Annotated in this window: 23 protein-coding genes, 3 pseudogenes and 1 riboswitch; of the genes and pseudogenes, 17 read left to right on the top strand and 9 right to left on the bottom strand. The window is 70.6% G+C overall.

The features are described from left to right. Window positions 1–92 precede the first annotated feature (92 nt). Window positions 93–1,270: pseudogene (locus AB0O67_RS06920) on the top strand (adenosine deaminase); the annotation flags it as partial. A gap of 20 nt (window positions 1,271–1,290) precedes the next feature. Next, window positions 1,291–2,001, top strand: coding sequence for a glycerophosphodiester phosphodiesterase (locus AB0O67_RS06915; protein WP_365446969.1), 711 nt, complete (start codon window positions 1,291–1,293; stop codon window positions 1,999–2,001). Window positions 2,002–2,284: 283 nt separating this feature from the next. Here the strand turns inward: AB0O67_RS06915 and AB0O67_RS06910 are convergent. Next, window positions 2,285–2,458 (bottom strand): annotated as a pseudogene (locus AB0O67_RS06910) (spermidine/putrescine ABC transporter substrate-binding protein); the annotation flags it as partial. 173 nt (window positions 2,459–2,631) lie between these two features. Then, entirely contained in the window at window positions 2,632–4,071 is a 1,440-nt protein-coding gene (locus tag AB0O67_RS06905) for a gamma-aminobutyraldehyde dehydrogenase (protein ID WP_365446967.1), read from the bottom strand. A gap of 166 nt (window positions 4,072–4,237) precedes the next feature. Here AB0O67_RS06905 and AB0O67_RS06900 point away from each other — a divergent pair, with 166 nt between their 5' ends. The 7 genes from AB0O67_RS06900 to AB0O67_RS06870 all read left to right on the top strand — a co-directional run bounded on the left by AB0O67_RS06900 (window position 4,238) and on the right by AB0O67_RS06870 (window position 11,039). Continuing rightward, window positions 4,238–4,786, top strand: a complete 549-nt coding sequence (locus AB0O67_RS06900; RefSeq protein WP_365446965.1) for an Lrp/AsnC family transcriptional regulator — start codon at window positions 4,238–4,240, stop codon at window positions 4,784–4,786. Then, window positions 4,771–6,153 carry an aspartate aminotransferase family protein gene (locus AB0O67_RS06895; protein ID WP_365446963.1) on the top strand — a complete coding sequence of 461 codons (1,383 nt, stop codon included), beginning with the start codon at window positions 4,771–4,773 and terminating at the stop codon, window positions 6,151–6,153. Before AB0O67_RS06900 ends, AB0O67_RS06895 begins: the two co-directional genes overlap by 16 nt. Before the next feature lie 208 nt (window positions 6,154–6,361). Further along, complete coding sequence (locus tag AB0O67_RS06890) at window positions 6,362–7,102, top strand: ATP-binding cassette domain-containing protein (protein ID WP_365446961.1); 741 nt, start codon at window positions 6,362–6,364, stop codon at window positions 7,100–7,102. Continuing rightward, window positions 7,084–8,520: a hypothetical protein gene (locus AB0O67_RS06885; RefSeq protein WP_365446959.1), complete on the top strand. Its 1,437-nt coding sequence runs from the start codon at window positions 7,084–7,086 to the stop codon at window positions 8,518–8,520. The genes AB0O67_RS06890 and AB0O67_RS06885 overlap by 19 nt, the downstream gene beginning before the upstream one ends. Before the next feature lie 97 nt (window positions 8,521–8,617). Next, the gene (locus AB0O67_RS06880; RefSeq protein ID WP_365446957.1) at window positions 8,618–9,025 is read left to right on the top strand and encodes a VOC family protein; all 408 of its coding nucleotides are present in this window, start codon (window positions 8,618–8,620) and stop codon (window positions 9,023–9,025) included. A gap of 26 nt (window positions 9,026–9,051) precedes the next feature. Beyond that, entirely contained in the window at window positions 9,052–10,182 is a 1,131-nt protein-coding gene (locus tag AB0O67_RS06875; RefSeq protein ID WP_365446955.1) for a Rossmann fold nucleotide-binding protein, read from the top strand. A gap of 161 nt (window positions 10,183–10,343) precedes the next feature. After that, window positions 10,344–11,039, top strand: a complete 696-nt coding sequence (locus tag AB0O67_RS06870) for an LAETG motif-containing sortase-dependent surface protein (protein WP_365446953.1) — start codon at window positions 10,344–10,346, stop codon at window positions 11,037–11,039. A gap of 193 nt (window positions 11,040–11,232) precedes the next feature. On the opposite strand, the pseudogene AB0O67_RS06865 reads toward AB0O67_RS06870, so the two are convergent. The 5 genes and pseudogenes from AB0O67_RS06865 to rlmN all read right to left on the bottom strand — a co-directional run. Beyond that, window positions 11,233–11,838 (bottom strand): annotated as a pseudogene (locus tag AB0O67_RS06865) (maleylpyruvate isomerase N-terminal domain-containing protein); the annotation flags it as partial. Window positions 11,839–11,849: 11 nt separating this feature from the next. Next, the gene (locus tag AB0O67_RS06860; protein WP_365446951.1) at window positions 11,850–12,887 is read right to left on the bottom strand and encodes an ABC transporter ATP-binding protein; all 1,038 of its coding nucleotides are present in this window, start codon (window positions 12,885–12,887) and stop codon (window positions 11,850–11,852) included. Further along, on the bottom strand, window positions 12,887–14,575 hold the full coding sequence (locus AB0O67_RS06855; protein ID WP_365446949.1) for an iron ABC transporter permease: 1,689 nt from the start codon (window positions 14,573–14,575) through the stop codon (window positions 12,887–12,889). Before AB0O67_RS06855 ends, AB0O67_RS06860 begins: the two co-directional genes overlap by 1 nt. Then, window positions 14,551–15,630 (bottom strand): thiamine ABC transporter substrate-binding protein, encoded by a 1,080-nt coding sequence (locus tag AB0O67_RS06850; protein WP_365446947.1) that lies wholly within the window; start codon window positions 15,628–15,630, stop codon window positions 14,551–14,553. Before AB0O67_RS06850 ends, AB0O67_RS06855 begins: the two co-directional genes overlap by 25 nt. Before the next feature lie 79 nt (window positions 15,631–15,709). After that, window positions 15,710–15,815, bottom strand: a riboswitch (TPP riboswitch). A gap of 21 nt (window positions 15,816–15,836) precedes the next feature. After that, window positions 15,837–16,943 (bottom strand): 23S rRNA (adenine(2503)-C(2))-methyltransferase RlmN, encoded by a 1,107-nt coding sequence (gene rlmN / locus AB0O67_RS06845; protein WP_365446945.1) that lies wholly within the window; start codon window positions 16,941–16,943, stop codon window positions 15,837–15,839. A gap of 202 nt (window positions 16,944–17,145) precedes the next feature. On the opposite strand from rlmN, the gene AB0O67_RS06840 reads away from it, so the two are divergent. The 4 genes from AB0O67_RS06840 to AB0O67_RS06825 all read left to right on the top strand — a co-directional run bounded on the left by AB0O67_RS06840 (window position 17,146) and on the right by AB0O67_RS06825 (window position 18,790). Further along, window positions 17,146–17,586 carry a VOC family protein gene (locus tag AB0O67_RS06840; protein WP_365446943.1) on the top strand — a complete coding sequence of 147 codons (441 nt, stop codon included), beginning with the start codon at window positions 17,146–17,148 and terminating at the stop codon, window positions 17,584–17,586. A 215-nt stretch (window positions 17,587–17,801) separates the two neighbouring features. Next, on the top strand, window positions 17,802–18,170 hold the full coding sequence (locus AB0O67_RS06835) for an amphi-Trp domain-containing protein (RefSeq protein ID WP_365446941.1): 369 nt from the start codon (window positions 17,802–17,804) through the stop codon (window positions 18,168–18,170). A 117-nt stretch (window positions 18,171–18,287) separates the two neighbouring features. Then, window positions 18,288–18,521, top strand: a complete 234-nt coding sequence (locus AB0O67_RS06830; protein WP_365446939.1) for a hypothetical protein — start codon at window positions 18,288–18,290, stop codon at window positions 18,519–18,521. Between the two features lie 44 nt (window positions 18,522–18,565). Next, window positions 18,566–18,790 (top strand): hypothetical protein, encoded by a 225-nt coding sequence (locus AB0O67_RS06825; RefSeq protein WP_365446937.1) that lies wholly within the window; start codon window positions 18,566–18,568, stop codon window positions 18,788–18,790. Between the two features lie 37 nt (window positions 18,791–18,827). Here AB0O67_RS06825 and AB0O67_RS06820 read toward each other — a convergent pair whose 3' ends face one another. Next, window positions 18,828–19,286 carry an ArsI/CadI family heavy metal resistance metalloenzyme gene (locus tag AB0O67_RS06820; protein WP_365446935.1) on the bottom strand — a complete coding sequence of 153 codons (459 nt, stop codon included), beginning with the start codon at window positions 19,284–19,286 and terminating at the stop codon, window positions 18,828–18,830. An 80-nt stretch (window positions 19,287–19,366) separates the two neighbouring features. Between AB0O67_RS06820 and AB0O67_RS06815 the strand changes: the two genes are divergently transcribed. From AB0O67_RS06815 to AB0O67_RS06800, 4 genes are all read left to right on the top strand, one after another. Next, entirely contained in the window at window positions 19,367–19,747 is a 381-nt protein-coding gene (locus AB0O67_RS06815) for a metalloregulator ArsR/SmtB family transcription factor (RefSeq protein WP_365446933.1), read from the top strand. Next, window positions 19,744–20,523, top strand: coding sequence for an aquaporin (locus tag AB0O67_RS06810; protein WP_365446931.1), 780 nt, complete (start codon window positions 19,744–19,746; stop codon window positions 20,521–20,523). Before AB0O67_RS06815 ends, AB0O67_RS06810 begins: the two co-directional genes overlap by 4 nt. A 27-nt stretch (window positions 20,524–20,550) precedes the next feature. Then, window positions 20,551–20,964 carry an arsenate reductase ArsC gene (locus AB0O67_RS06805; RefSeq protein WP_365446930.1) on the top strand — a complete coding sequence of 138 codons (414 nt, stop codon included), beginning with the start codon at window positions 20,551–20,553 and terminating at the stop codon, window positions 20,962–20,964. A gap of 236 nt (window positions 20,965–21,200) precedes the next feature. Next, window positions 21,201–21,968 carry a chaplin family protein gene (locus AB0O67_RS06800; protein WP_365446928.1) on the top strand — a complete coding sequence of 256 codons (768 nt, stop codon included), beginning with the start codon at window positions 21,201–21,203 and terminating at the stop codon, window positions 21,966–21,968. A 432-nt stretch (window positions 21,969–22,400) separates the two neighbouring features. Here the strand turns inward: AB0O67_RS06800 and AB0O67_RS06795 are convergent, their stop codons facing one another. Further along, window positions 22,401–22,673 carry a hypothetical protein gene (locus AB0O67_RS06795; protein ID WP_365446926.1) on the bottom strand — a complete coding sequence of 91 codons (273 nt, stop codon included), beginning with the start codon at window positions 22,671–22,673 and terminating at the stop codon, window positions 22,401–22,403. Window positions 22,674–22,714 lie beyond the last annotated feature (41 nt).

Raw genomic sequence — 22,714 nt, 5'->3', positions numbered from 1 at the left:
GAACGTTCCGTCATGCTACGGCCCGGAAGTGACCGCTCGGGTGCCGCCCTCCCCCGTTCCCGGAAACCCCTTCCGCTCCCCCTCGGACCGCGGCCTACGATGATCCCGGACCACCGATCAGCCGATCACCCGCGTCCCGCCGCCGCGCGCGGCCCGGACGCCGTTCCGGGGAGGAACCTTGACCGACCACGCCACCGCGCCCGTGCCCGCCGGACCCACCGAGTCCGCCATCGCCGACGCCCGCGACCAGCACGCCTTCATCGCCGGACTGCCCAAGGCCGAACTGCACGTGCACCACGTCGGTTCCGCCTCCCCCCGGATCGTCGCCGAGCTCGCCGCCCGCCACCCCGACTCCAAGGTGCCCACCGACCCCGAGGCCCTGGTCGACTACTTCACCTTCACGGACTTCGCCCACTTCATCGAGGTGTACCTGTCGGTCGTCGACCTGATCCGCACCCCGGAGGACGTCCGGCTGCTGACCTACGAGGTGGCCCGGGACATGGCCCGCCAGCAGGTGCGGTACGCCGAGCTGACCATCACCCCCTTCTCCTCCACCCGGCGCGGGATCGACGAGAAGGCGTTCATGGAGGCGATAGAGGACGCCCGCAAGGCGGCCGAGGCGGAGTTCGGGACCGTACTGCGCTGGTGCTTCGACATCCCCGGCGAGGCGGGTCTGGAGGCGGCCGAGGAGACCACACGGCTGGCCACCGACGACCGGCTGCGCCCCGAGGGACTGGTCTCCTTCGGGCTCGGCGGGCCCGAGATCGGCGTGCCGCGGCCGCAGTTCAAGCCGTACTTCGACCGTGCCATCGCCGCAGGTCTGCGCTCCGTGCCGCACGCCGGTGAGACGACCGGCCCGGAGACGGTGTGGGACGCGCTGACCCATCTGCGCGCCGAGCGCATCGGGCACGGCACCAGTTCCGCGCAGGACCCGAAGCTGCTGGCGCACCTCGCCGAGCACCGGATCGCGCTGGAGGTGTGCCCCACCTCCAACATCGCCACCCGCGCGGTCCGCACCCTCGAGGAGCACCCCATCAAGGAGTTCACGCGGGCCGGCGTCCTGGTCACGATCAACTCCGACGACCCGCCGATGTTCGGCACCGACCTCAACGGCGAGTACGCCGTCGCCGCCCGCCTCCTCGACCTCGACGAGCGCGGTCTGGCGGACCTCGCGACGAACGCGGTGGAGGCGTCGTTCCTGGACGAGGCCGGCAAGGGCCGTATCAAGGCCGAGATCGACGAGTACACCTCGGCCTGGCTCGCGCGCTGAGCCACCACCACAATGGCTCCATGCCGAACGTGACCGCCGTGGCCCACCGCGGTGCCCCCTACCACTTCCGCGAGAACACGATCGACTCCCTGCGTTCCGCGCTCCGACTGGGCGCGGACGCGGTGGAGATCGACGTACGGCTGACCCGGGACGGAGTGCCGGTACTGCTGCACGACGAGACGCTGAAGCGGCTGTGGGAGCACGACCGGCCGCTGCTGTCGCTGTCGGCGGACGAGGTGCGGGGGCTGACCGCGGGCCGGGTGCCGACGCTCACGGAGGCGCTCACGGCGACCGACGGGCACCGGGTCATGCTCGACCTGCCGGGCACGCCCGACGTCCGGGCGGCCCGCCGGGTCGTGGACGTCGTACGGGACTGCGGGGCGGCGGACCGCGTGTACTACTGCGCGGGCGCCACGGCGATGCTCGCGGTACGGGCCGCCGACCCGGCCGCCGAGATCGCCCTCACCTGGACGACCCTCGCGCCACCGCGCCCGGCCCTGCTGGACGCCGTACGCCCGCGCTGGCTCAACTACCGCTTCGGACTGGTGAGTCGTGCCGTGTCGGAGCGCGTCCGCAAGGACGGCTACCTGCTGTCCGTCTGGACCCCCGACACCCGCCGCACCATGCGCCGCCTCCTCGCCCTGGGCGTCGACTCGATCACCACCAACCGCGTCGACGCGCTGTGCACCCTGCGCACGGCTGCCCGACCGCCCGTCGACCAGCTCCCCTAGGGCCGACCCCCCACAACTCCCTTGCCTGCGGGGGAAGTTGTCGGGGTTCTCCACGAGGGGCGGGATCGTCCTCGCCGACGATCCGGGGGGTGGCCGTACCGCTTGAGGATGATCACGACGACCTCGCCCCTCACCCGCAGGAGTCGCTGATGGCTTTCGCTACGAGACGGGCCTGGTACGCCCGGCGGCCTGAACCACCGCACCCGGCGCCGCCCACCTCACGTCCCGCTCCCCTGGCGCCGCAGACCCCGCACCTCGCACCCCGGGTCGCGCGTCCCCGACCTCACAACCCCACGATCCCGTTCCACCGCCGCGCGAACTCCACCCGCTCCTGTGGGGCGATGTCGCGTGCGATCGCGAGGCGTCGGCGCATCGAGGTGTCCGGGAAGATCAGGGGGTTCTCGGCCAGGGCGGCGGTCTCCTCGTAACTGGCGGAGGCCAGGACGCCGCGTCAAGCCCCTTCACGCGGCGCGGACACCTTGTCGATCACCCCGGACACCGAGGACTCCCAGGACTCCCCGGGCGCCCAGGACCCGGAAGACCCGGCGCGGGGTCACCCGCATGACGCACCTCGGCCCCGGACGGTCCGTCCTCCGTCCGGGGCCGAGCTCTTCGGGGAGCCGCGGAGCGCTACGCGTCCAGCGACGTCATCACGTGCTTGATCCGCGTGTAGTCGTCGAAGCCGTACGCCGACAGGTCCTTGCCGTAGCCGGACTTCTTGAAGCCGCCGTGCGGCATCTCGGCGACCAGCGGGATGTGGGTGTTGATCCACACACAGCCGAAGTCGAGCTTCTTCGACATCCGCATCGCACGGCCGTGGTCCTTGGTCCAGACGGACGAGGCGAGGGCGTACTCGACGCCGTTGGCGTACTCGACGGCCTGGTCCTCGTCGCGGAATGACTGGACGGTGATGACCGGGCCGAAGACCTCGTTCTGGACGATCTCGTCGTCCTGCTTCAGGCCGGAGACGACGGTCGGGGCGTAGAAGTAGCCCTTGTCGCCGACCTGGTGACCGCCGGCCTCGACCTTGGCGTGCGCGGGCAGCCGCTCGATGAAGCCGGTGACCTGCTTGAGCTGGTTCGGGTTGTTCAGCGGGCCGTACAGCACGTCCTCGTCGTCCGGCTCACCGGTCTTGGTCTCGGCCGCGGCCTTGGCGAGCGCCTGCACGAACTCGTCGTGGATCGCCTCGTGCACCAGCACGCGGGTGGCCGCCGTGCAGTCCTGCCCGGCGTTGAAGAAGCCCGCCACGGAGATGTCCTCGACGGCCTTCGCGATGTCGGTGTCCTCGAAGACCACGACAGGCGCCTTGCCGCCCAGCTCCAGGTGGACCCGCTTGACGTCCTTGGCGGCGGACTCGGCCACCGACATTCCGGCGCGCACCGAGCCGGTGATGGAGGCCATCGCCGGAGTCGGGTGCTCGACCATCATGCGGCCGGTGTCACGGTCACCGCAGATCACGTTGAAGACGCCCTTGGGGAGGATCTCCCCGAGGATCTCCGCGATGAGCACGGTGGAGGCGGGGGTGGTGTCGGACGGCTTCAGCACCACGGTGTTGCCCGCCGCGATCGCCGGGGCGAACTTCCAGACGGCCATCATCATCGGGTAGTTCCACGGCGCGACCTGCGCGCAGACGCCGACCGGCTCACGGCGGACGATCGAGGTCAGCCCTTCCATGTACTCACCGGCGGAGCGACCCTCCAGCATCCGGGCCGCACCCGCGAAGAAGCGGATCTGGTCGACCATCGGCGGGATCTCCTCGGAGCGGGTCAGCCCGGTCGGCTTGCCCGTGTTCTCCACCTCGGCCGCGATCAGCTCCTCGGCACGCGTCTCGAACGCGTCCGCGATCTTCAGGAGGGCCTTCTGCCGCTCGGCCGGGGTCGTGTCACGCCAGGCCGGGAACGCGGCCTCGGCGGCCGCCATCGCGGCGTCGACGTCGGCCTGCCCGGACAGCGGCGCGGTGGCGTACGCGTCGCCGGTCGCCGGATTCACCACCTCGGTGGTCCGTCCGTCGGCGGCGTCCCGGAACTCTCCGTCGATGTAGTTGCGCAGACGACGCAGCTCGGTGCTCACTGCCGGCCCTCCAGGTTTCGGGTGTCCCATCACTGAGACACCCACCCTAATCGGTAGTCCCACGGTTTCAACACCCCCCGAGGCGCCAGATCTGCGATATCCGCAAGATTCGAACGCGCACACAACGAATTTCATCGATGCCGCCTTGCGAAACTGTCGAGACGTCGTGCACAGTGTGGCCGTGGCCAGTCGAAGCGCAGACCAGAGGAACTCGCGGGATCTCCGCGAGTCCTTTCGTGAGTCCTCCCGCGAGTCCCGGAACGGCACCCCCCAGCTGGACGCCGTCTCCCTCGCGATCATCGAACAGCTCCAGGAGGACGGCCGCCGGCCGTACGCCGCCATCGGCAAGGCCGTCGGCCTGTCCGAGGCGGCCGTGCGCCAGCGCGTCCAGAAGCTGCTCGACCAGGGCGTGATGCAGATCGTCGCCGTCACGGACCCGCTCACCGTGGGCTTCCGCCGGCAGGCGATGGTCGGGGTCAACGTCGAGGGCGACACGGAGAGCGTGGCCGACGCCCTGACCGGCATGTCGGAAGTCGAGTACGTGGTGATGACCGCGGGCTCGTTCGACATCCTCGCCGAGATCGTCTGCGAGGACGACGACCACCTGCTGGACGTCATCAACAAACGCATCCGGGCGCTGCCCGGCGTGCGCTCCACCGAGAGCTTCGTCTACCTCAAGCTCAAGAAGCAGACCTACATGTGGGGAACCCGATAACCGTGAGTACCAAGGACCTCAGCAAATCCGCGTACGACCACCTGTGGATGCACTTCACCCGGATGTCCTCGTACGAGAACTCGCCCGTGCCGACGATCGTGCGCGGCGAGGGCACCTACATCTACGACGACAAGGGCAAGCGCTACCTCGACGGTCTGGCGGGTCTGTTCGTGGTCCAGGCCGGTCACGGCCGCGTCGAGCTGGCCGAGACCGCGTTCAAGCAGGCCCAGGAGCTGGCGTTCTTCCCCGTCTGGTCCTACGCCCACCCCAAGGCCGTCGAGCTGGCCGAGCGCCTCGCCGACCACGCCCCGGGCGATCTCAACAAGGTCTTCTTCACCACCGGCGGCGGCGAGGCCGTCGAGACCGCCTGGAAGCTCGCCAAGCAGTACTTCAAGCTGCAGGGCAAGCCGACCAAGTACAAGGTCATCTCCCGCGCGGTCGCCTACCACGGCACCCCGCAGGGCGCCCTGTCCATCACCGGCCTGCCCGCCCTGAAGGCCCCCTTCGAGCCGCTCGTCCCGGGCGCGCACAAGGTGCCGAACACCAACATCTACCGCGCCCCGATCCACGGCGACGACCCCGAGGCCTTCGGCCGCTGGGCCGCCGACCAGATCGAGCAGCAGATCCTCTTCGAGGGCCCGGAGACGGTCGCCGCCGTCTTCCTGGAGCCGGTGCAGAACGCCGGTGGCTGCTTCCCGCCGCCGCCCGGCTACTTCCAGCGCGTGCGCGAGATCTGCGACCAGTACGACGTGCTGCTCGTGTCGGACGAGGTCATCTGCGCCTTCGGCCGGCTCGGCACGATGTTCGCCTGCGACAAGTTCGGCTACGTACCGGACATGATCACCTGCGCCAAGGGCATGACATCGGGCTACTCCCCGATCGGCGCGTGCATCGTCTCCGACCGGCTCGCCGAGCCGTTCTACAAGGGCGACAACACCTTCCTGCACGGCTACACGTTCGGCGGCCACCCGGTCTCCGCGGCCGTGGGCATCGCCAACCTCGACCTCTTCGAGCGCGAGAACCTCACCCAGCACGTGCTGGACAACGAGGGCGCCTTCCTGCAGACCCTGCAGAAGCTGCACGACCTGCCGATCGTCGGCGACGTCCGCGGCAACGGCTTCTTCTACGGCATCGAGCTGGTGAAGGACAAGGCGACGAAGGAGTCCTTCGACGACGAGGAGACCGAGCGGGTCCTGTACGGCTTCCTGTCCAAGGCCCTGTTCGACAACGGCCTGTACTGCCGTGCCGACGACCGCGGCGACCCGGTCATCCAGCTCGCGCCGCCGCTGATCTCCAACCAGGAGACCTTCGACGAGATCGAACAGATCCTGCGGGCCACCCTGACGGAGGCGTGGACGAAGCTGTGATCAGCTGACGCGGTGATCTTCCTTCGGGATGATCGTCGACGGCCCCGGCGCCGTCCGTTCGAGTGAGAACGGCGGCCCGGGGCCGTGTGCTGTCCGGGAGCCCGGTGGCCGCTGCCTAGCGTGCCCAGTGACCGATCGGCCCAGCCTTCGTTCCCCCGCACGAGGGACCCGGCACGGCACATACGGATCAGAACTGAGGTGTACGCCCATGGTGGCTCCGCCGGACAACGACGTCCTCTGGGCACGCGCCCTGCACTTCCAGCACCCCGACGGCACTCCTGCGCTCAGCGGCGTCTCGCTGGGCATCCAGGAGGCGGAGATCCTCGCCGTCACCGGCCCGCGCGGCAGCGGCAAGAGCACACTCCTGGCCTGCCTGTCGGGCCTGCTGCGCCCCAAGGGCGGCGAGGTCTGGTTCAACAGCGTGCCCGTGCACACCATGGGCCCCGTCGCCCGCGAGCGGCTGCGCCGCGACCGGTTCGGCTGGATCGACCCCGCCCCCGTCCTCGTACCGGAACTGAACGTCTGGGAGAACGCCGCGCTCCCGCTGATGCTGCGCGGCACCAGCCGGCGGCGTGCCAAGACGGTGGCGCGGGAGTGGCTGGACCGCCTCGACGTCGGTGACTGCGCCCGCAAGCGCCCGCACGCACTGCGTCAGGCGGAGCGGCAGCGGGTGTGCATCGCCCGTGCGCTGGCTCCCGCGCCGACGGTCCTGTTCGCCGACGAGCCCACCGCGCCGCTGCACCACGCCGACCGCGGGCACGTGCTGCGCACCCTCACCACGGCGGCCCGCTCACACGGCATCACCGTGGTCCTGGCCACCCACGACCCGACGACCGCGGCCCTCGCCGACCGTACGGTCTCCCTGCTGGACGGGCGGTGCGTCACCACCCTGCAGCTGCCGCCGGTCGCCGAGACGGAAGGCCGGGCCGCGTGCTCGCTCTCCGTCTGACCCGCAGCGCCCGTCCGGCGGTCCAGCTGCGCCGGCTCCTCGTCGCGGCGGCGTCGGCCGGCACGGGCTTCCTCCTGCTGTGCACCCTCGGCTACGCGCTCGGCCACCCGGACGATCCCCCCGCAGCCGTGCTCCGCCTGGCCTGGTGCACGGTCCCGCTGGCCGCCACGGTCCAGTTCGCCGTCGCCGTGGCCCGCACCGACCCCGGCACCCGCCCGCGCCCGGGTCTGTCGGCGATCGGCCTGGGCCCGGCCCGCCTGATGACCATCTCGGCCACGACGACGGCCCTGTCCACGGCCCTGGGCTCGATGCTGGCCCTGCTCTTCTTCCTGCACCTGCGCGGCACCATCACGGGCATGCCCTTCGACGGAGCGGGAGCCCAGTTCCTGGCGGCGGACCGGTCCCTCCCGGTGGCCGGCGCCCTGACCCTGCTCTGTCTGGTCCCGGCCGCCGCGTCCCTGTCGGTGGCCCTGGTCCTGCGCCCGCGCGAGGCCCGCCCGGCTCAGTCGGGCGGCACGCGCACGGCGTTCGGCCGCTTCGGGGCGTACGGGACCGGGGCGATGCGGGAGACGTTCGGGGCGTACGGCCGTTTCGGCGCCCGTCTGCGGCGCGGCGCGGGCAACGACGCGCAGCGGGCGGACGGTGTCCCGGCGGACACGGCGGGGGCAACCACCGCGGTGGCCGCCGAGCAGCCGGCCCTCCGCACGGCCGGGGTGGCACCCGTGCCGCGCAACGGCGACGCCCCGCAGGCACCGGACACCCCGGCGGACCCCCTGGGCCGGGTGCCCGTCGCCTTCGAGCCCCAGGGCAGGCGCCCCAACCCCACCGCGGCCCTCCCGTGGGGCATCTCGACCCTCGCCGCCGGCCTCGCCGTGGAGGCCTACGCCGGCCACACCACCGCCACCACCGACATGCCCGGCGGCCTCACCAGCGGGCCCGTGGGCGTCCTCCTCGGCTGGCTCCTCACCGCCGTCGGCCTCGCCCTGGCCGGCCCCGGGCTCACCCATGCCTGCGGCCACTTCCTCCAGACCGTCCGCCCCGGCGCGCTGCGCCTGCTCGCGGGCCGCGTCCTGATGGAGGAGTCCTCCCGCATCGGCCGCCCCCTGGGCATCGTCTGCGCGGTCGCGTCGGCCGCCTACGCCATGGCCGCCCTGCAGAACCCGGACGGACCCACCTTCGGCCCCCTCACCACCCTCGGCGCGCTCCTCGTGGCCGGATGCACCCTGGCCACCCTGCTCACGGCCGCCGTGGAGGCCAAGCACGCCCGCGCCGACACGACGGCCGCCCTGCTCCGCCTCGGCGCCCCCACGGCCATGCTGCGGGCCGCCGCCACGCTGCGCGCCGCCGCCCTGGTCACCCTGTTCGCGCCGCTGACCCTGGTCGTCGCCGCCCTCGCGGCGCAGCCGCTGACCCGCTGAAAAGTCCGTGCGAAAAAAACTCCGGCCGGCGATGAGTTCCGCACCGGCCCCCGGTCTATCCCACCGAACGGCACAACACCGACGGGAGAGACCAGAGATGTACCAGCAGATGATCTTCGTGAACCTGCCCGTGAACGACCTCGACGCCTCGAAGAAGTTCTTCACGCAGCTCGGCTACTCGATCAACGAGCAGTTCAGCGACGAGTCCGCCGCCTCGGTCGTGATCAGCGACACGATCGTGGCCATGCTGCTCACGAAGCAGAAGTACGGCGGGTTCACGAAGAAGGAGATCGTGGACGCGACGAAGTCCAGTCAGGTGCTGCTGTGCCTGAGCGCGGAGAGCCGCGAGAAGGTCGACGAGCTGGTGGACAACGCGATCGCGGCCGGCGGCTCCGCCACCGGCGAGACCCAGGACCACGGCTTCATGTACGGCCGTGCCTTCGACGACCTGGACGGGCACACCTGGGAGGTCGTGTGGATGGACCCGGCGGCCGTCGAGGGCTGAGCGACACGCGCGCCTAGCATGGGCGGGTGCACCCGACACCACCCGCCCACGCCCCCCACACCGCCTCCCACGACCGCGAGATCGAGTCCCTCGCCGAGTTCGACGAGGTCCTCGCCGCCCAGGGCACGCTGGCCAGATTCCGGATCCAGGCCGTCGACCTGACGGACCGTACGGACGCGCTGCTCTCCGTCGACGTCACCGGCGCCGTCTTCCTCGGCTGCGCCATGACCGACGCCGCGGCCACCCGGGTGGCCGCCGCCGGCGCCCTGGTCTTCCCGCCCATACCCGACCTGCCCTTCGACCCGTACCGCGGCTTCGTCTACACGCCCGACGAGCTGTTCGAGGGCCTGGCGGAGGGCTACGAGGGCACTCCGGACGCGCTGTCCTACGCCTGGTTCCAGCGGACGAAGGCCGACGGCGACGTCTTCGCGTCGATGCTCCGCGCCGTGCACGACGACGCCGTCTCCGACGCGCTGGACGAACTCCTCTTCGGCGCCCGGGTGGCGGGGGTCATGGGTGGGCACGCGATGGCGCGCGGCTCGGAGGCGTACGCCGGTGCCGCGCGCCTGGGTCGTGAGCTGGCGCGCGCCGGGTTCACCGTCGCCACCGGCGGTGGCCCCGGCGCGATGGAGGCGGCGAACCTCGGCGCCTACGCCGCCCCGCACTCCGACGGGATGCTGGACCAGGCGCTGCAACTCCTCGCGAAGACGCCGAAGTTCGTCCCTTCGATCACCGACTGGGCCCGTGCCGCCTTCGAGGTGCGGGAGCGCTGGCCGGACGGCGGGCCCTCGGTCGGCATCCCGACCTGGTTCTACGGCCACGAGCCGCCGAACGCCTTCGCCGCGCACATCGCCAAGTACTTCGCCAACGCCACCCGCGAGGACGGCCTGCTGGCCCGCTGCACCGCGGGCGTGGTGTTCCTGCCGGGCGCCGCCGGAACCGTTCAGGAGATATTCGACAACGCGACGCCGAACTACTACGAGTCCCGCGGCGAACCCACCCCCATGGTTCTGGTGGACCGTGAGCACTGGACGGAGCGGCTCCCCACCTGGCCGCTGCTGCGGTCGCTGGCCCGGGAGCGGTCGATGGAGGCACGCATCGCGCTGGTCGACCGGATCGAGGAGGCTCCGGCCGCGTTGAAACGTCTGGGCAGTTAATAAGAGGGCAAAGGCAACCGCCGGGAAGCCCCGACGGATTGACACTGCTTATGGAGCGCTTATAAACCTGTGAGCCTCGTGGGGGTGGTGGGCCCGGCCGGTGCTGGCGCCTCATCTCCCCCTCAGCCCCCCGCAATTTGCGCATCCCATGAAGGACAAACGTGTCCATAAATCGCCGTAACGCACGCCGTTCCGTGCGCATCCTCGGTGTCACCGCCGCCTCGGCCGCGCTCGCGCTCGGTGTCGCGGGCAACGCGCTCGCCTGCAACATCAGTGAGTTCTCCGCCGCGGCGGAGTGCGAGGGCACCAAGGGCGTCATCACGGTCACCGACAAGGACCCGTCGGGGACCCCGGCGACCGTGTCGGTCTACCTGGAGAACAAGGGCGCCGACGAGCGGCTCGTCGGCTCCCAGGAGGTCAAGGGCTCGCGCGAGGGCGTCACGATCACCTTCGCCGAGGACTGGAAGCCGAACGCGACGTACCGCGTCCACGTCAAGGCCGGCAACCAGGTCGACGAGGACATCAAGCCCGACCTGGTCACCCCGGCCACGGCCTGCACCACCGAGGACACCCCGGAGCCGACGCCGTCGGAGACGGCATCGGAGCCCTCGGACACCCCCTCGACCCCGGCCGAGTCCGACAGCCCCGCCCCGACGCCCTCCGAGGACGACAGCACCCCGCCCGCGGACGCCCCGAGCAACGCGCCGTCCCCCGCGGTCGGTGACTCCAACCTCGCCGAGACCGGCGCCAACTCCAGCACCGGCATGATCGCCGGCATCGCGGCGGCCCTGGTCGTCGTGGGTGGCGGCGCGGTCTTCCTCGGCATGCGCCGCCGTGGGGCGAACAGCGACCGCTGATCCCTCGCGCACGGTGTGAACGACGATGGCCCGTCCCCTTCGCAGGGGGCGGGCCATCCGCCGTACGAGCGGTCATGGCGCCGGGGGGGGGATCCGCCGGACGCCCCGCGGGATACCTCGGGTCCCTCAGATCCCTCAAGCCTTCAGACCCCTCAGCCCCCTCAGACCCTCAGGCCCTCAGGCCCTCAGGCCCTCAGTCGAACGTCGCCCGCTCCAGCCAGAACTCCAGCAACTCCCGCTCCCCCAGCACCTCCACCTCCGCACTGTCCAGCGGCAGCCGCCGGTAGAACGCCAGCAGCACCGAGGTGAGCGGTCCGCGCAGCGCCACCGTCGCCTTCTCGTGCCCGCGCCGCCAGACCAATCCCTCCTCGGTCAGCTCGACCAGCCACTCGGCGTTCAGCTCCGGGCCGGCGTCCGTGGCGTGCAGATGGATGCTCCTCCCGGCGCCGCGCAGCTCCCGCGCCGCCTCCTTCGGCATCGTCCGCTGCGCGAACTCCACGATCTGCAGCCACTCGTCGATCGCGTCCGCGGCCACCTTGGGCGCCACCTCGTACGACAGCCCGGCGGCCAGTGCGGCGTCGGCCTGGTGGACGGTGATCTCGTGAGTCATCCGCCGGGCCCCGAACCCGGCGCCGGGCACGCCGGCCCACCCCCATACCGCGGCGTCCGGGCCCGCCTCCCGCAGCGTGCCCACGACCATCTCGCCGGTCTCGGCCAGCCAGGCGTCCAGCGCGGCCGCGTCCCCGCGGGCCGCGGGCCCCGCACCGCCCGGCACCTGGTCCTCGGGGACCTCCACGTCATGCCCGCACCCTACGATCCCTCGGATCGGCCCAGCACCACGATTTCCGCCGCGTCGAACGCGACGCCCACGGTCCCCCCCACCTCGGGCGCGTCCCGCAGCGCACACGCCGCCTCCAACCGCGGTTCCCCGTCCACCGGTTGCAGATGTACGGCGACATGGGTGCCCTTGAACGTCCGCGCGGCCACCGTGCACCGCAGCCCGGCGTCCGGGGCGACCAGACGCACACCGGCGGGCCGTACGAGCACCGTCCGCGCCCCCTGCGCCGCGCCCTCCGGCACCGGCAGCTTCCCCCACACCGTGTCCGCGGCCTGCGCGCTCACCGTCGCTTCGGTGACGTTCTCGAAGCCCAGGAAGCGCGCCACGAACTCGTCCGCGGGCCGCTGCCACACCTGAAGCGGCGTACCGGACTGGGCGATGCGCCCGTCCCGCATCACCACCACCCGGTCGGCCAGCGCGAAGGCCTCCCCCTGGTCATGGGTCACCGCGAGCACCGTCGTCCCCAACCGGCCGAACAGTTCGCGCAGTTCCACGACGAGCCGTTCCCGCAGCGACCGGTCCAGCTGGCCGAGCGGCTCGTCCAGCATCAGCAGCCGGGGCCTGGGCGCCAGCGCCCGGGCCAGCGCCACGCGCTGCTGCTCGCCGCCGGACAGCGCGGCGACCGCCCGGCGCGCGGCACCCGGCAGCCCGACCAGCTCCAGCAACTCCGTCACCCGCGCCTGTCGCTGTGCCTTCGGCGCCCCGCGCATCCGCAGCCCGAAGGCCACGTTGCCGCCCACGTCCCGCTGGGGGAACAGCTGGTGGTCCTGGAACATCAGCCCGACGCCCCGCTGATGCGCGGGCACACGGGACTGGTCGCGGCCGTCGAGCAGTACCCGCCCGGCGTCCAGCTGTTGCAGCCCTGCGACGGCCCGCAACAGCGTCGACTTGCCGCTGCCACTGGGCCCGAGCACGCACACCACCTCGTGCTCGGCGACCTCCAGGTCGACGTCGTCGAGTACCGGCCGCCCACCGAACCGCACGGTCGCGTTCTCCAGGCCGAGCAGCATCAGAACTCCCCCGTCCGGTCGGTCCGCAGCCGCTCCAGCACCAGCAGCGCCGCCGCGCACACCACCATCAGAATCGTCGAAAGGGCCATGGCCTGGCCGTAGTTGAGGTCGCCGGGTCGTCCCAGCAGCCGCGCCACGGCGACCGGCAGGGTCGGGTTGTCCGGACGTGCGATGAACACCGTCGCCCCGAACTCCCCCAGCGACACCGCGAAGGCGAATCCGGCCGCGACCAGCAGCGCCCGCCGCACCATCGGCAGATCCACCTCACGCCAGGCCCGCCACGGCGACGCCCCGAGCACCGCCGCCGCCTCACGCAGCCGTACGTCGACCGCCCGCAGCACCGGCAGCATGGTCCGCACGACGAACGGCACCCCGACCAGCGCCTGCGCCAGCGGCACCAGGATCCACGAGGCTCGCAGGTTCAGCGGCGGCTCGTCGAGGGCGATCAGGAACCCGAACCCGACCGTCACCGCGGACACGCCCAGCGGCAGCATCAGCAGCGCGTCGAACCCGCGCACGAACCGCCCCGCGTCGCGCCGGGTCAGCGCCACCGCGGCGAGCCCGCCGACCAGCACGGCGATCGCGGTGGCGACGACCGCGTACGACAGCGAGTTGCCGATCGCGTCGATCGGCGGGACGAGGAAGGTGCCGCCGTCCTCGCTGGTCAGCGCCCGGTAGTAGCCGAAGCCGGGGGCATCGAGCGAGCGCTGCACCAGCACGGCCAGCGGCAGCAGGATCAGCAGGGCGACGACGGCCAGGACACCGGCGAGCAGAGCCCACTGCCCGGCCCCGCGCGGCCGGCGCGCGGTCACGGACGCGTCCACCAGCCGCAGGGCGGTCTCCCGGCGCCGTACGGTCCAGGCGTGCACGGCGAGCACCGCGCCCACCGCCGCGAACTGGACCATGGTCAGCACGGCGGCGGTGGCGAGGTCGAAGACCTCCGTGGTCTGCCGGTAGATCTCGACTTCGAGAGTGGAGAAGGTGGGCCCGCCGAGGATCTGCACCACACCGAAGGAGGTGAAGGTGAACAGGAACACCATCAGCGCGGCGGCGGCCACGGCCGGCCCCAGCGCGGGCAGGGTGACGCTCCGCCAGGCGCCCAGGCGTGAGGCCCCGAGCATCCGCGCGGCCTCCTCCTGGCGGGGGTCGAGCTGCGCCCAGAGCCCGCCGACCGTCCGTACGACGACCGCGTAGTTGAAGAAGACGTGCGCGAGCAGGATCGCCCACACCGTGGTGTCCAGCCGTACGCCCCACAGGTCGTCCAGCAACCCGCCGCGTCCGACCAGTGCCAGGAAGGCCGTTCCGACCACGACAGTCGGCAACACGAACGGCACCGTCACGACCGCCCGCAGCACCTGCTTGCCGGGGAAGTCGAGGCGGGCGAACACATAGGCGCCCGGCAGCGCGATCAGCAGCGTCAGCGCGGTCGAGGCGAGCGCCTGCCAGGTGGTGAACCACAGGACGTGCCGGATGTCGGACTGGGTGAGCACGTCGGCGAGCCGCCCGAACCGCCAGGTCCCGTCGGCCTTCAGCCCGCGGCCGACGATCGCGGCGACGGGGTAGGCGAAGAAGACCGCGAAGAACGCGACGGGCAGGGCGAGAAGCCCGAGCCGCGCCGCGTTCCCGCGCGCCCTGGAAGCCGTGCCGGCCCGTGCCTCGCGGCCTACTTCAGTACCAGCGACGTCCACGCCTTGACCCACTCGTCACGGTTTTCGGCGATCTTCGCCGGGTCCATGGTCTGGGGATCCTCGGCCTGCGGGCCGAACTCCACGAACTCCTGGGGCACCTGGGCGGCCTCCCGCACCGGGTAGACGAACATGTTCAGCGGCAGGTCGTCCTGGAACTGCTTGGTGAGCATGAAGTCGAGGAGCGCCTTGCCGCCCTCGGGGTTCTTCGCGTTGCTGAGCAGCCCGGCGTACTCGACCTGGCGGAAGCAGGTGCCCATGGCCACGCCGGTCGGGGCGGTCTTCGGCTTCGGGTCGGCGAAGAGGACCTCGGCGGGCGGCGAGGAGGCGTAGGACACCACCAACGGCCGGTCGCCGCCGGCCTTCCTGCCGCTCGCGGAACCCGAGAACTCCTCGTTGTACGCCTGCTCCCAGCCGTCGACGACCTTCACGCCGTTCGCCTTGAGCTTCTTCCAGTAGTCCGCCCAGCCGTCGTCGCCGTACTTGGCGGCGGTGCCGAGCAGGAAGCCGAGACCGGGCGAGGAGGTGGAGGCGTTCTCGGTGACCAGGAGGTTCTTGTACGCGGGATCGGCCAGGTCGTCCAGGGTCTTCGGCGGGTCCAGCCTGCGCTCGCTGAAGTAGGCCTTGTCGTAGTTGACGCAGATGTCGCCGGTGTCGACGGGCGTGACACGGTGCTGGTCCTGGTCGGCCCAGTACTCGGGCAGGACCATGTCGGCGCCCTTCGCCTCGTACGGCTGGAAGAGGCCGTTGTCGAGCGCGCGGGAGAGCAGGGTGTTGTCGACGCCGAAGAGGACGTCGCCCTGCGGGTTGTCCTTGGTCAGGACGGCCTTGTTGACGGCCTGGCCGGCGTCCCCGTCCTTGAGGACCCTGACCTCGTAGCCGGACTGCTTCTCGAAGGCGGCGATCACGCTCTTGGACACGACCCACGAGTCGTGGCTGACGAGGGTGACCGTCCTGGAGTCCGAGCCGTCGCCGCCGGACTCCGAGGACCCGCACGCGGACAGCGTGACCAGGCCGAGCCCGACGACGGCGGCGGTGAATTTCTTGGTGGTGCTCACTGATTTTCCTCCTGGCTGACCAGGAAGAGACGCGGCCCTGCCCGGGACCTGGAACGGGTTCCCGGGCAGGGCGCAACAGCTTGAGTGACGACCGATCTCCCTACCCAGAATGACCTGGGCGAGGTTCAGAGGGTCTGCGGACTGTCCCGCACTCTCAGCGCTGTGGCGCTCCCCTGCCGGAATATGAAGATGTGTACGGCGTCAGACTACCGCTCGGTGGCGGCGAGCTGACCACACGCCCCGTCGATCTCCTGACCACGGGTGTCCCGGATCGTCACCGGTACACCATGGGCGGCGATGGCCTCGACGAACGCCTTCTCGTCCTCGGGCCGGGACGCGGTCCACTTGGAGCCCGGGGTCGGGTTCAGCGGGATGAGGTTGACGTGCACCGGCTTGCCCTTGAGCAGCCGGCCGAGCCGGTCACCGCGCCAGGCCTGGTCGTTGATGTCCCGGATGAGCGCGTACTCGATGGACAGCCGCCGCCCGGACTTCTGGACGTAGTCGAACCCGGCGTCGAGCACCTCGCGCACCTTCCAGCGGGTGTTGACGGGGACGAGGGTGTCGCGCAGTTCGTCGTCCGGGGCGTGCAGCGAGATGGCCAGCCGGCACTTGAAGCCCTCGTCGGCGAAGCGGTGGATCGCCGGCACCAGGCCGACCGTCGAGACGGTGATCCCACGCTGCGACAGCCCGAGCCCGTCCGGCTCGGGGTCGGTCAGCGCGCGGATGGCCCCGACGACGCGCTTGTAGTTGGCCAGGGGCTCGCCCATGCCCATGAAGACGATGTTCGACAGCCGCGAGGGCCCGCCTGGCACCTCACCGTCGCGCAGCGCCCGCATGCCGTCCACGATCTGGTGGACGATCTCGGCGGTGGACAGATTGCGGTCGAGTCCGGCCTGCCCGGTGGCGCAGAACGGGCAGTTCATCCCGCACCCCGCCTGCGAGCTGATGCACATGGTCACCCGGTCCGGGTACCGCATCAGCACCGACTCGACGAGCGTCCCGTCGAACAGCCGCCACAGCGTCTTACGGGTGGTGCCCTCGTCCGTCGACAGATGCCGCACGACGGTCATGAGCTCCGGAAGCAACGCCTCCCGCAGCTTGCCGCGCGACCCGGCGGGGATGTCGGTCCACTGCTCTGGGTCGTGCGCGTACCGCGCGAAGTAGTGCTGCGAGAGCTGCTTGGCGCGAAACGGCTTCTCACCGATCTCGGCAACGGCTTCCTTGCGCTCGGCAGGCGTGAGATCGGCAAGATGCAGCGGCGGCTTCTTGGCTCCGCGCGGGGCGACGAATGTGAGTTCTCCGGGCTTAGGCATGGCTCCACCAGTGTCGCAGATCCACATGGGTGACCTGCGGCTGCCGCTGTCTACGAATGTCGCTAGTAGCCGTCACCGCTCGTTCTCATGCTTGATCTGTACCTCGTAGAGCGCAGCAACCAACGTGAGAACGTCCCACCGGCCCCGTCCCAGGGACATCAGCGGCCACCACCGGCCGCACCAGGAAGAAGGAGAGACCAGCATGGCGATTCAGCGGATGGACAACGTCGGCATCGTCGTCGAGGACATGGAGGCCGCCATCGCGTTCTTCGTGGAACTCGGTATGGAGCTGGAGGGCAGGGCGGAGGTCGAGGGTCTCGTCGCCGACCAGTGCACCGGACTCGACGGCGTCCGCTGCGACATCGCGATGGTCCGGACCCCGGACGGTCACAGCCGGCTCGAGCTGGCGAAGTACCACAGCCCCGCGGTGATCAGCGCCGGGCCGCGCAACCGGCCGCACAACATTCTGGGCACGCACCGCGTCATGTTCGCCGTCGACGACATCGAGGACACTGTTGCCCGCCTGCGCCCTCACGGCGCCGAACTCGTCGGCCGGATCGCCCGGTTCGAGGACAGCTATCTGCTCTGCTACCTCCGCGGCCCGGCGGGCATCATCGTCGGACTGGCCCAGCAACTGCGCTGAGAAGACGAAACCGAACCATCCAGCCGAACGGAAGCCATGGGACGGACCTCGGAGAGAGGTGCCTTGATGGCGGAAGCCGAAGAGGACGGCAAGCATCAAGGCCGATCGCCACGAGGAGGGAGGAGGAGAGGACATCCGCACCCGGGTGGGCCACTCCTGCGTATCGCGACAAAATGGGTTCTGTCTGGCTTATCGCTCCAAATCGGAGGTCACCGATGAAGGATCTCAAGTTTGAGCAGAAGCGCTCGCTGTCACGCCAAGAGGCCGCCGACCAGCTCACGGCGCTCGCAGAGGCGCTGAGGGAAGGCGGGGACGCCGAACTGGAACTCAGCCCCGGGACGCTGAGCCTGCGAATCCCCGACGACCTGCGCAGCGAGATCGAGGTGGAGATCGGCAGCGGGGAGATCGAGCTCGAGATCGAGTTCAAGTGGCCGACCGCGACGACGCGGAAAGCACCGCCCCGCACGGACTCGGGCACAGAGAAGGCCCCGAGACGGAAGAGCGCGCCCGCCGGCGCGGCGCGGAGCGCCACGGAGACCAACAGGAACAAGAGCGCGAGGCAGTCCGCCCCGAAGACACCCTGAGCGAGTGCTGCCCGAATCCTCCCATGAGCCCTTCTGAGGCCCTGGGGCCTGCCCTCCACGCCGTCGACGCGGACTCCTCGGTGGACTCGAAATTCGAACACATGCTTGAATTCAGCCATGCGAACCTTCCCCGCCGACCTCGCCCAGGCGCAGCAGGAATGGAGCGCCACCTACCGGCAGCTCGCCGAACGGCCCGGCCGCGCCGAGCTGCGGCGGCGCCTGTACCGGCTGTCGACCCAGGTGTTCTTCCATCCCCACTGGCAGCAGCGGCGGCCAAGGCCCGCAGCATGGTGGGAGCTGCGCGACCTGGGACAGTCGGGCAGGGGCCCGGGCGAGCGGCCGAGCCGGTGACCCGCCGGCATGCGGGGCCGCATGGCCCGGACGATCCTGAAGACATGTCCGGGTCGATTCGCGTGACCGTGCATCCGCCGTCACCCACGGGCGGTCGGCGCGTGCGTGTGGACGGCGAGATCCTCGGGCTGGCCCACAACCTGGCCGACGTCGCGGAATTCCTCCGTCGAGCCGGGCTGGAGATCGACCCGGCGGAGCTCGCGGAGGCGCCGTGGATCGATTGGCGAGGAGTGGGACCTGAGCGCTGGGGCCCGGAGTCGAGGACCTGACACACCAGTGGCCGCACGCCTCGTCGGTGTCCGTGTCTCACAAGGGCGTCGGGCCGTCCGGTCGGCCGCACCTGCATCCCGTCGCGGCGGCCACCTCGTCTTCGGTTTCGGTGTCCTTGCCGAGGGCGTCGGCGTCGGCCTTGACGACGTACACCTCCCAGGGCTCGCGGCCGGGGCCGTGGACCCACACCTTGTCCTGGAGGGCGTAGCAGCAGGTGGTGTCGCTCTCCTCGGAGGTGGCCAGGCCGGCGTCCCTCAGCCGGGTGGTGGCGGCGCCGACCTGCGCGGTGGACTCGACTTCGACGCCGAGGTGATCCAAGCGGGTTTCCTCGCCCGCCTCACCCTCGATCAACACGAGCTTGAGCGGGGGCTCAGCGATGACGAAATTGGCGTAGCGCTCGCGACGCTTGGCCGGTTCGACGCCGAAGAGCTTCGAGTAGAAGGCGATCGACGCTTCGAGGTCGCCGACGCGCAGAGCGAGCTGAGCACGAGACATGACATTGCCCCCATCCGCTTGTATCGATCCCTGTCGATACAGAGCTTGCGCCCAGGATAGACGTTCGTCAATATAGAAGAATGTCGAAGCAAGAACTCGTGGTGGTCGGGCAGGACGATCGATCCACCAGCTGCTGCCCGGCGCTGCTGACCACGCCGTTGGACGAGGAACAGGCGACCGATCTGGCGAAGGTCTTCAAGGCGCTCGGCGACCCGGTGCGGCTGCGCCTGCTCTCGCTGATCGCTTCACGGGCCGGCGGCGAAGTCTGCGTATGCGAACTGACCCCGGCCTTCGACCTGTCCCAGCCGACGATCTCGCATCACCTCAAGTTGCTCCGACAGGCGGGGCTGATCGACTGCGAGCGCCGGGGCACGTGGGTCTACTACTGGGCGCTGCCCGACACCCTGGACCGGCTCTCGACGTTCCTCACCACCACGCACGAGTCCGAGGCGACAGCATGAGCGCACCGCTCGGGCGCCGGACCCTCGCCGAGGCCGTCGGGTCGGCCGCCCTGGTCGTGGTGGTGGTCGGCTCCGGCATCCAGGCCACCGAACTGACCGAGGACGTCGGAGTGCAGTTGCTGGCCAACTCCCTGGCCACCGTGTTCGGCCTGGGCGTACTTGTGGCGCTGCTCGGGCCGGTCTCCGGCGCGCAGTTCAACCCCGTCGTCACGCTCGCGGCCTGGTTCGCCGGCCGCCGCACCCCCGGCGGGCTCACCCTCCGGGATGTGGCCGCGTACCTCCCCGCGCAGACGGCCGGGGCGATCGGCGGTGCCGTCCTGGCCGACGCGATGTTCGCCGAACCCTTGATGCAGTGGTCGACCCATGACCGCTCCGCCGGTCACCTGTTGCTCGGCGAGATCGTCGCCACTGCCGGCCTTGTCTTCCTGATCCTCGGGCTCGTCCGGACCGGGCGGGCCCGTTACGCGCCAGTGGCGGTGGCGTCCTACATCGGAGCGGCGTACTGGTTCACTTCCTCCACGTCGTTCGCCAACCCGGCCGTCACCATCGGCCGTGCCTTCACCGACACGTTCGCGGGCATCGCGCCGGCCTCCGTCCTGCCGTTCATCGCGGCGCAGTTCGCCGGCGCCGCGCTCGGCCTGGCCCTCGTGGCCGCCGTATTCGCCCAGCCCACACCCACACCCACACCCACGCCCGCACCCGCACCCGCACCCGCACAGACGGGAACCGTCCCCGTCCCAGGCGAACCCGAACTCGCCGCTCCCGCCACCTCCTGACGTGCCACAGCCAGAAAGACAACCGCAATGACCACTTCCGCCGAGCGACCGTCCGTCCTGTTCGTCTGCGTCCACAACGCCGGGCGCTCCCAGATGGCCGCCGCCTTCCTGACCCACCTCGCGGGCGAGCGCGTCCAGGTGCGTTCCGCCGGCTCGGCCCCCGCCGACACCGTGAATCCCGCTGTCGTCGAAGCCCTGGCCGAGGTGGGTATCGACATCTCGGCCGAGGTCCCCAAGGTGCTCACCGTGGATGCGGTACAGGCGTCCGACGTCGTCATCACGATGGGCTGTGGCGACACCTGCCCGTTCTTCCCCGGAAAGCGCTACCTCGACTGGGAGCTCCCGGACCCGGCCGGGCAGGGGGTAGAAGCTGTTCGCCCGATCCGCGACGAGATAGAAAAGCGCATCCGCGGCCTGATCGACGAGATCATGGGCGACTGACCTCCATTCCGTTACGGGCTCACATAAGCATTCCACGTCAAGTGCGCTTATCCGATTGAACGGGGACCGTATTTCGCCTTCCGAGACCCTGGTCGGCCCACTCGGCATTGGTCACGCGGTCCGAGGGCTAGTGCCCGAGGGTGGCCTCGAAGACCACACCCATAACTCTGATCGCGAACGGGCGTTTTATGAGTGCGGGTGAGTACCCGCGATGGTGTCAGGAAGGTAATTAACCTATGAAACGGGTTACCCGAAACAGTGTGTTCGCCGTCGCCGCCGCGTCCGGCGCGATGGCCATGGCGCTTCCCATGTCCGCCGCCTTCGCGGCCGACGGAAGCAGCGCCGAGGGAGTGGCGGCCGGCTCGCCCGGGGTGGCCTCGGGCAACGCCATCCAGATCCCGGTGAACGTGCCGGTGAGCATCTGCGGCAACACGGTGAACGTCGTGGGCCTGCTCAACCCGGCCGCGGGTAACTCCTGCGCGAACAAGGGCGCGGCGAAGGCCGCCGGTTCGCAGGACAGCACCGCCTCGGAGGACAGCACCACTTCGGAGGAGAGCACCGACTCCGCCGCATCCGGCGTGTCCGGCGGGGCGTCGGCACAGGGGCTCGCCACGGATTCGCCCGGCCTCCTCTCGGGCAACGGCATCCAGCTCCCGATCGACCTGCCGGTGAACGTCTCCGGGAACAGTGTCAACGTGGTGGGCCTGGGCAATCCGGTCTTCGGCAACTCGTCGGTCAACGGCCCTGGCGAGCCCAGCCAGCCCCCGAAGACCTCGACCCCGAACATCCCGGCCCCGAGCGCCCCGGCCCCGAGCACCCCGGCGAAGCCCGTGACCCCGAGGTCCCCAGCTCTCGTCCCGGCTCAGCCGGGCCCGCAGGTCGAGGCGCCCCAGCTGGCCCACACCGGAGCGGACCTCGCGGCTCCGGCTGTCGCCGGCACCGCCGCGCTCCTCGTCACGGGCACGATCCTGTTCCGTCGCTTCCGTCCGGGCCAGGCCCGCTGACCCGGCCGCCGCACGGCCGCACGGAGAGTGCCCTGAGAAGGGGACGTCCTGATGGCCGACATGGCGCGGCCGATCCCGGTCGCCGAAGCAGAACTACGGGCTGATCTCGGACCCCGATCAGTTCTGCCGGGTCAAGCCGCCGTCACTGTCGCCGCACAAGCGTCAGGACGGCGGCTTCCGCTTTGCCGCCGACGCCTGCCGCTGCGGACCGCCAGGCGTGACCGAGCTGGGTGCAGCCTCGTTGGATGGATGCGTTCCTTGGAAGAGACAGGGCCCCGGGAGAAGTCAGTGACACCTTCTCCCGGGGCCCAAGGTGCGTACGAAGCAAGCCGGTGACCCACGCCGATGGACCAGTTGAAGGCATCGGCGGTGATACGCGTCAGCGGCCGCCTTCCGGCGGCCGCTGGCGTCGACTTGATATGTGCGGGTCGGTCAGAGTGCCTGGCTGTTGCAGCCCATGTCCGAACCGAGGTGGCTCTGCTGCGCCCCCGGGTTCCCTTCGCCGTTCAGCAGGTTGCCTGCCAGGCCGGTGAGGGCACCGACGCTGCCGATCAGCTCGATGTTCATGTCGTGCGAGCGGCACTCGATGCCCTGCGTGAGCTCGAGGTCGTTGCCCAGGTCATCGGCGACGGCGGTGGTGCCACCGAGGGAGCCGACGCTTCCGAGGATGGCGCCTACGAGAACGACCTTCTGAAACTTGCGCATTGCTACTCCGTTGGTCGAGCGGATGGGGGTGCGACAGGAGG

Origin of the sequence: Streptomyces sp. NPDC086077 (assembly GCF_040686175.1) — a bacterium.
In the GTDB taxonomy this organism is placed as follows: Bacteria; Actinomycetota; Actinomycetes; order Streptomycetales; family Streptomycetaceae; genus Streptomyces.
The sequence above is the reverse complement of the archived record's forward strand: the minus strand, read 5'-3'. Positions and strand labels throughout refer to the sequence as shown.

What these genes read in the sequence shown, in the direction of transcription:
- AB0O67_RS06915 (WP_365446969.1), top strand. Translation starts at nt 1,291, where the DNA reads ATGCCGAACGTGACCGCCGTGGCCCACCGCGGTGCCCCCTACCACTTC.
- AB0O67_RS06890 (WP_365446961.1), top strand. Translation starts at nt 6,362, where the DNA reads ATGGTGGCTCCGCCGGACAACGACGTCCTCTGGGCACGCGCCCTGCAC.
- AB0O67_RS06880 (WP_365446957.1), top strand. Translation starts at nt 8,618, where the DNA reads ATGTACCAGCAGATGATCTTCGTGAACCTGCCCGTGAACGACCTCGAC.
- AB0O67_RS06860 (WP_365446951.1), bottom strand. Translation starts at nt 12,887, where the DNA reads ATGCTGCTCGGCCTGGAGAACGCGACCGTGCGGTTCGGTGGGCGGCCG.
- rlmN (WP_365446945.1), bottom strand. Translation starts at nt 16,943, where the DNA reads ATGCCTAAGCCCGGAGAACTCACATTCGTCGCCCCGCGCGGAGCCAAG.
- AB0O67_RS06840 (WP_365446943.1), top strand. Translation starts at nt 17,146, where the DNA reads ATGGCGATTCAGCGGATGGACAACGTCGGCATCGTCGTCGAGGACATG.
- AB0O67_RS06835 (WP_365446941.1), top strand. Translation starts at nt 17,802, where the DNA reads ATGAAGGATCTCAAGTTTGAGCAGAAGCGCTCGCTGTCACGCCAAGAG.
- AB0O67_RS06830 (WP_365446939.1), top strand. Translation starts at nt 18,288, where the DNA reads ATGCGAACCTTCCCCGCCGACCTCGCCCAGGCGCAGCAGGAATGGAGC.
- AB0O67_RS06825 (WP_365446937.1), top strand. Translation starts at nt 18,566, where the DNA reads ATGTCCGGGTCGATTCGCGTGACCGTGCATCCGCCGTCACCCACGGGC.
- AB0O67_RS06820 (WP_365446935.1), bottom strand. Translation starts at nt 19,286, where the DNA reads ATGTCTCGTGCTCAGCTCGCTCTGCGCGTCGGCGACCTCGAAGCGTCG.
- AB0O67_RS06815 (WP_365446933.1), top strand. Translation starts at nt 19,367, where the DNA reads ATGTCGAAGCAAGAACTCGTGGTGGTCGGGCAGGACGATCGATCCACC.
- AB0O67_RS06810 (WP_365446931.1), top strand. Translation starts at nt 19,744, where the DNA reads ATGAGCGCACCGCTCGGGCGCCGGACCCTCGCCGAGGCCGTCGGGTCG.
- AB0O67_RS06805 (WP_365446930.1), top strand. Translation starts at nt 20,551, where the DNA reads ATGACCACTTCCGCCGAGCGACCGTCCGTCCTGTTCGTCTGCGTCCAC.
- AB0O67_RS06800 (WP_365446928.1), top strand. Translation starts at nt 21,201, where the DNA reads ATGAAACGGGTTACCCGAAACAGTGTGTTCGCCGTCGCCGCCGCGTCC.
- AB0O67_RS06795 (WP_365446926.1), bottom strand. Translation starts at nt 22,673, where the DNA reads ATGCGCAAGTTTCAGAAGGTCGTTCTCGTAGGCGCCATCCTCGGAAGC.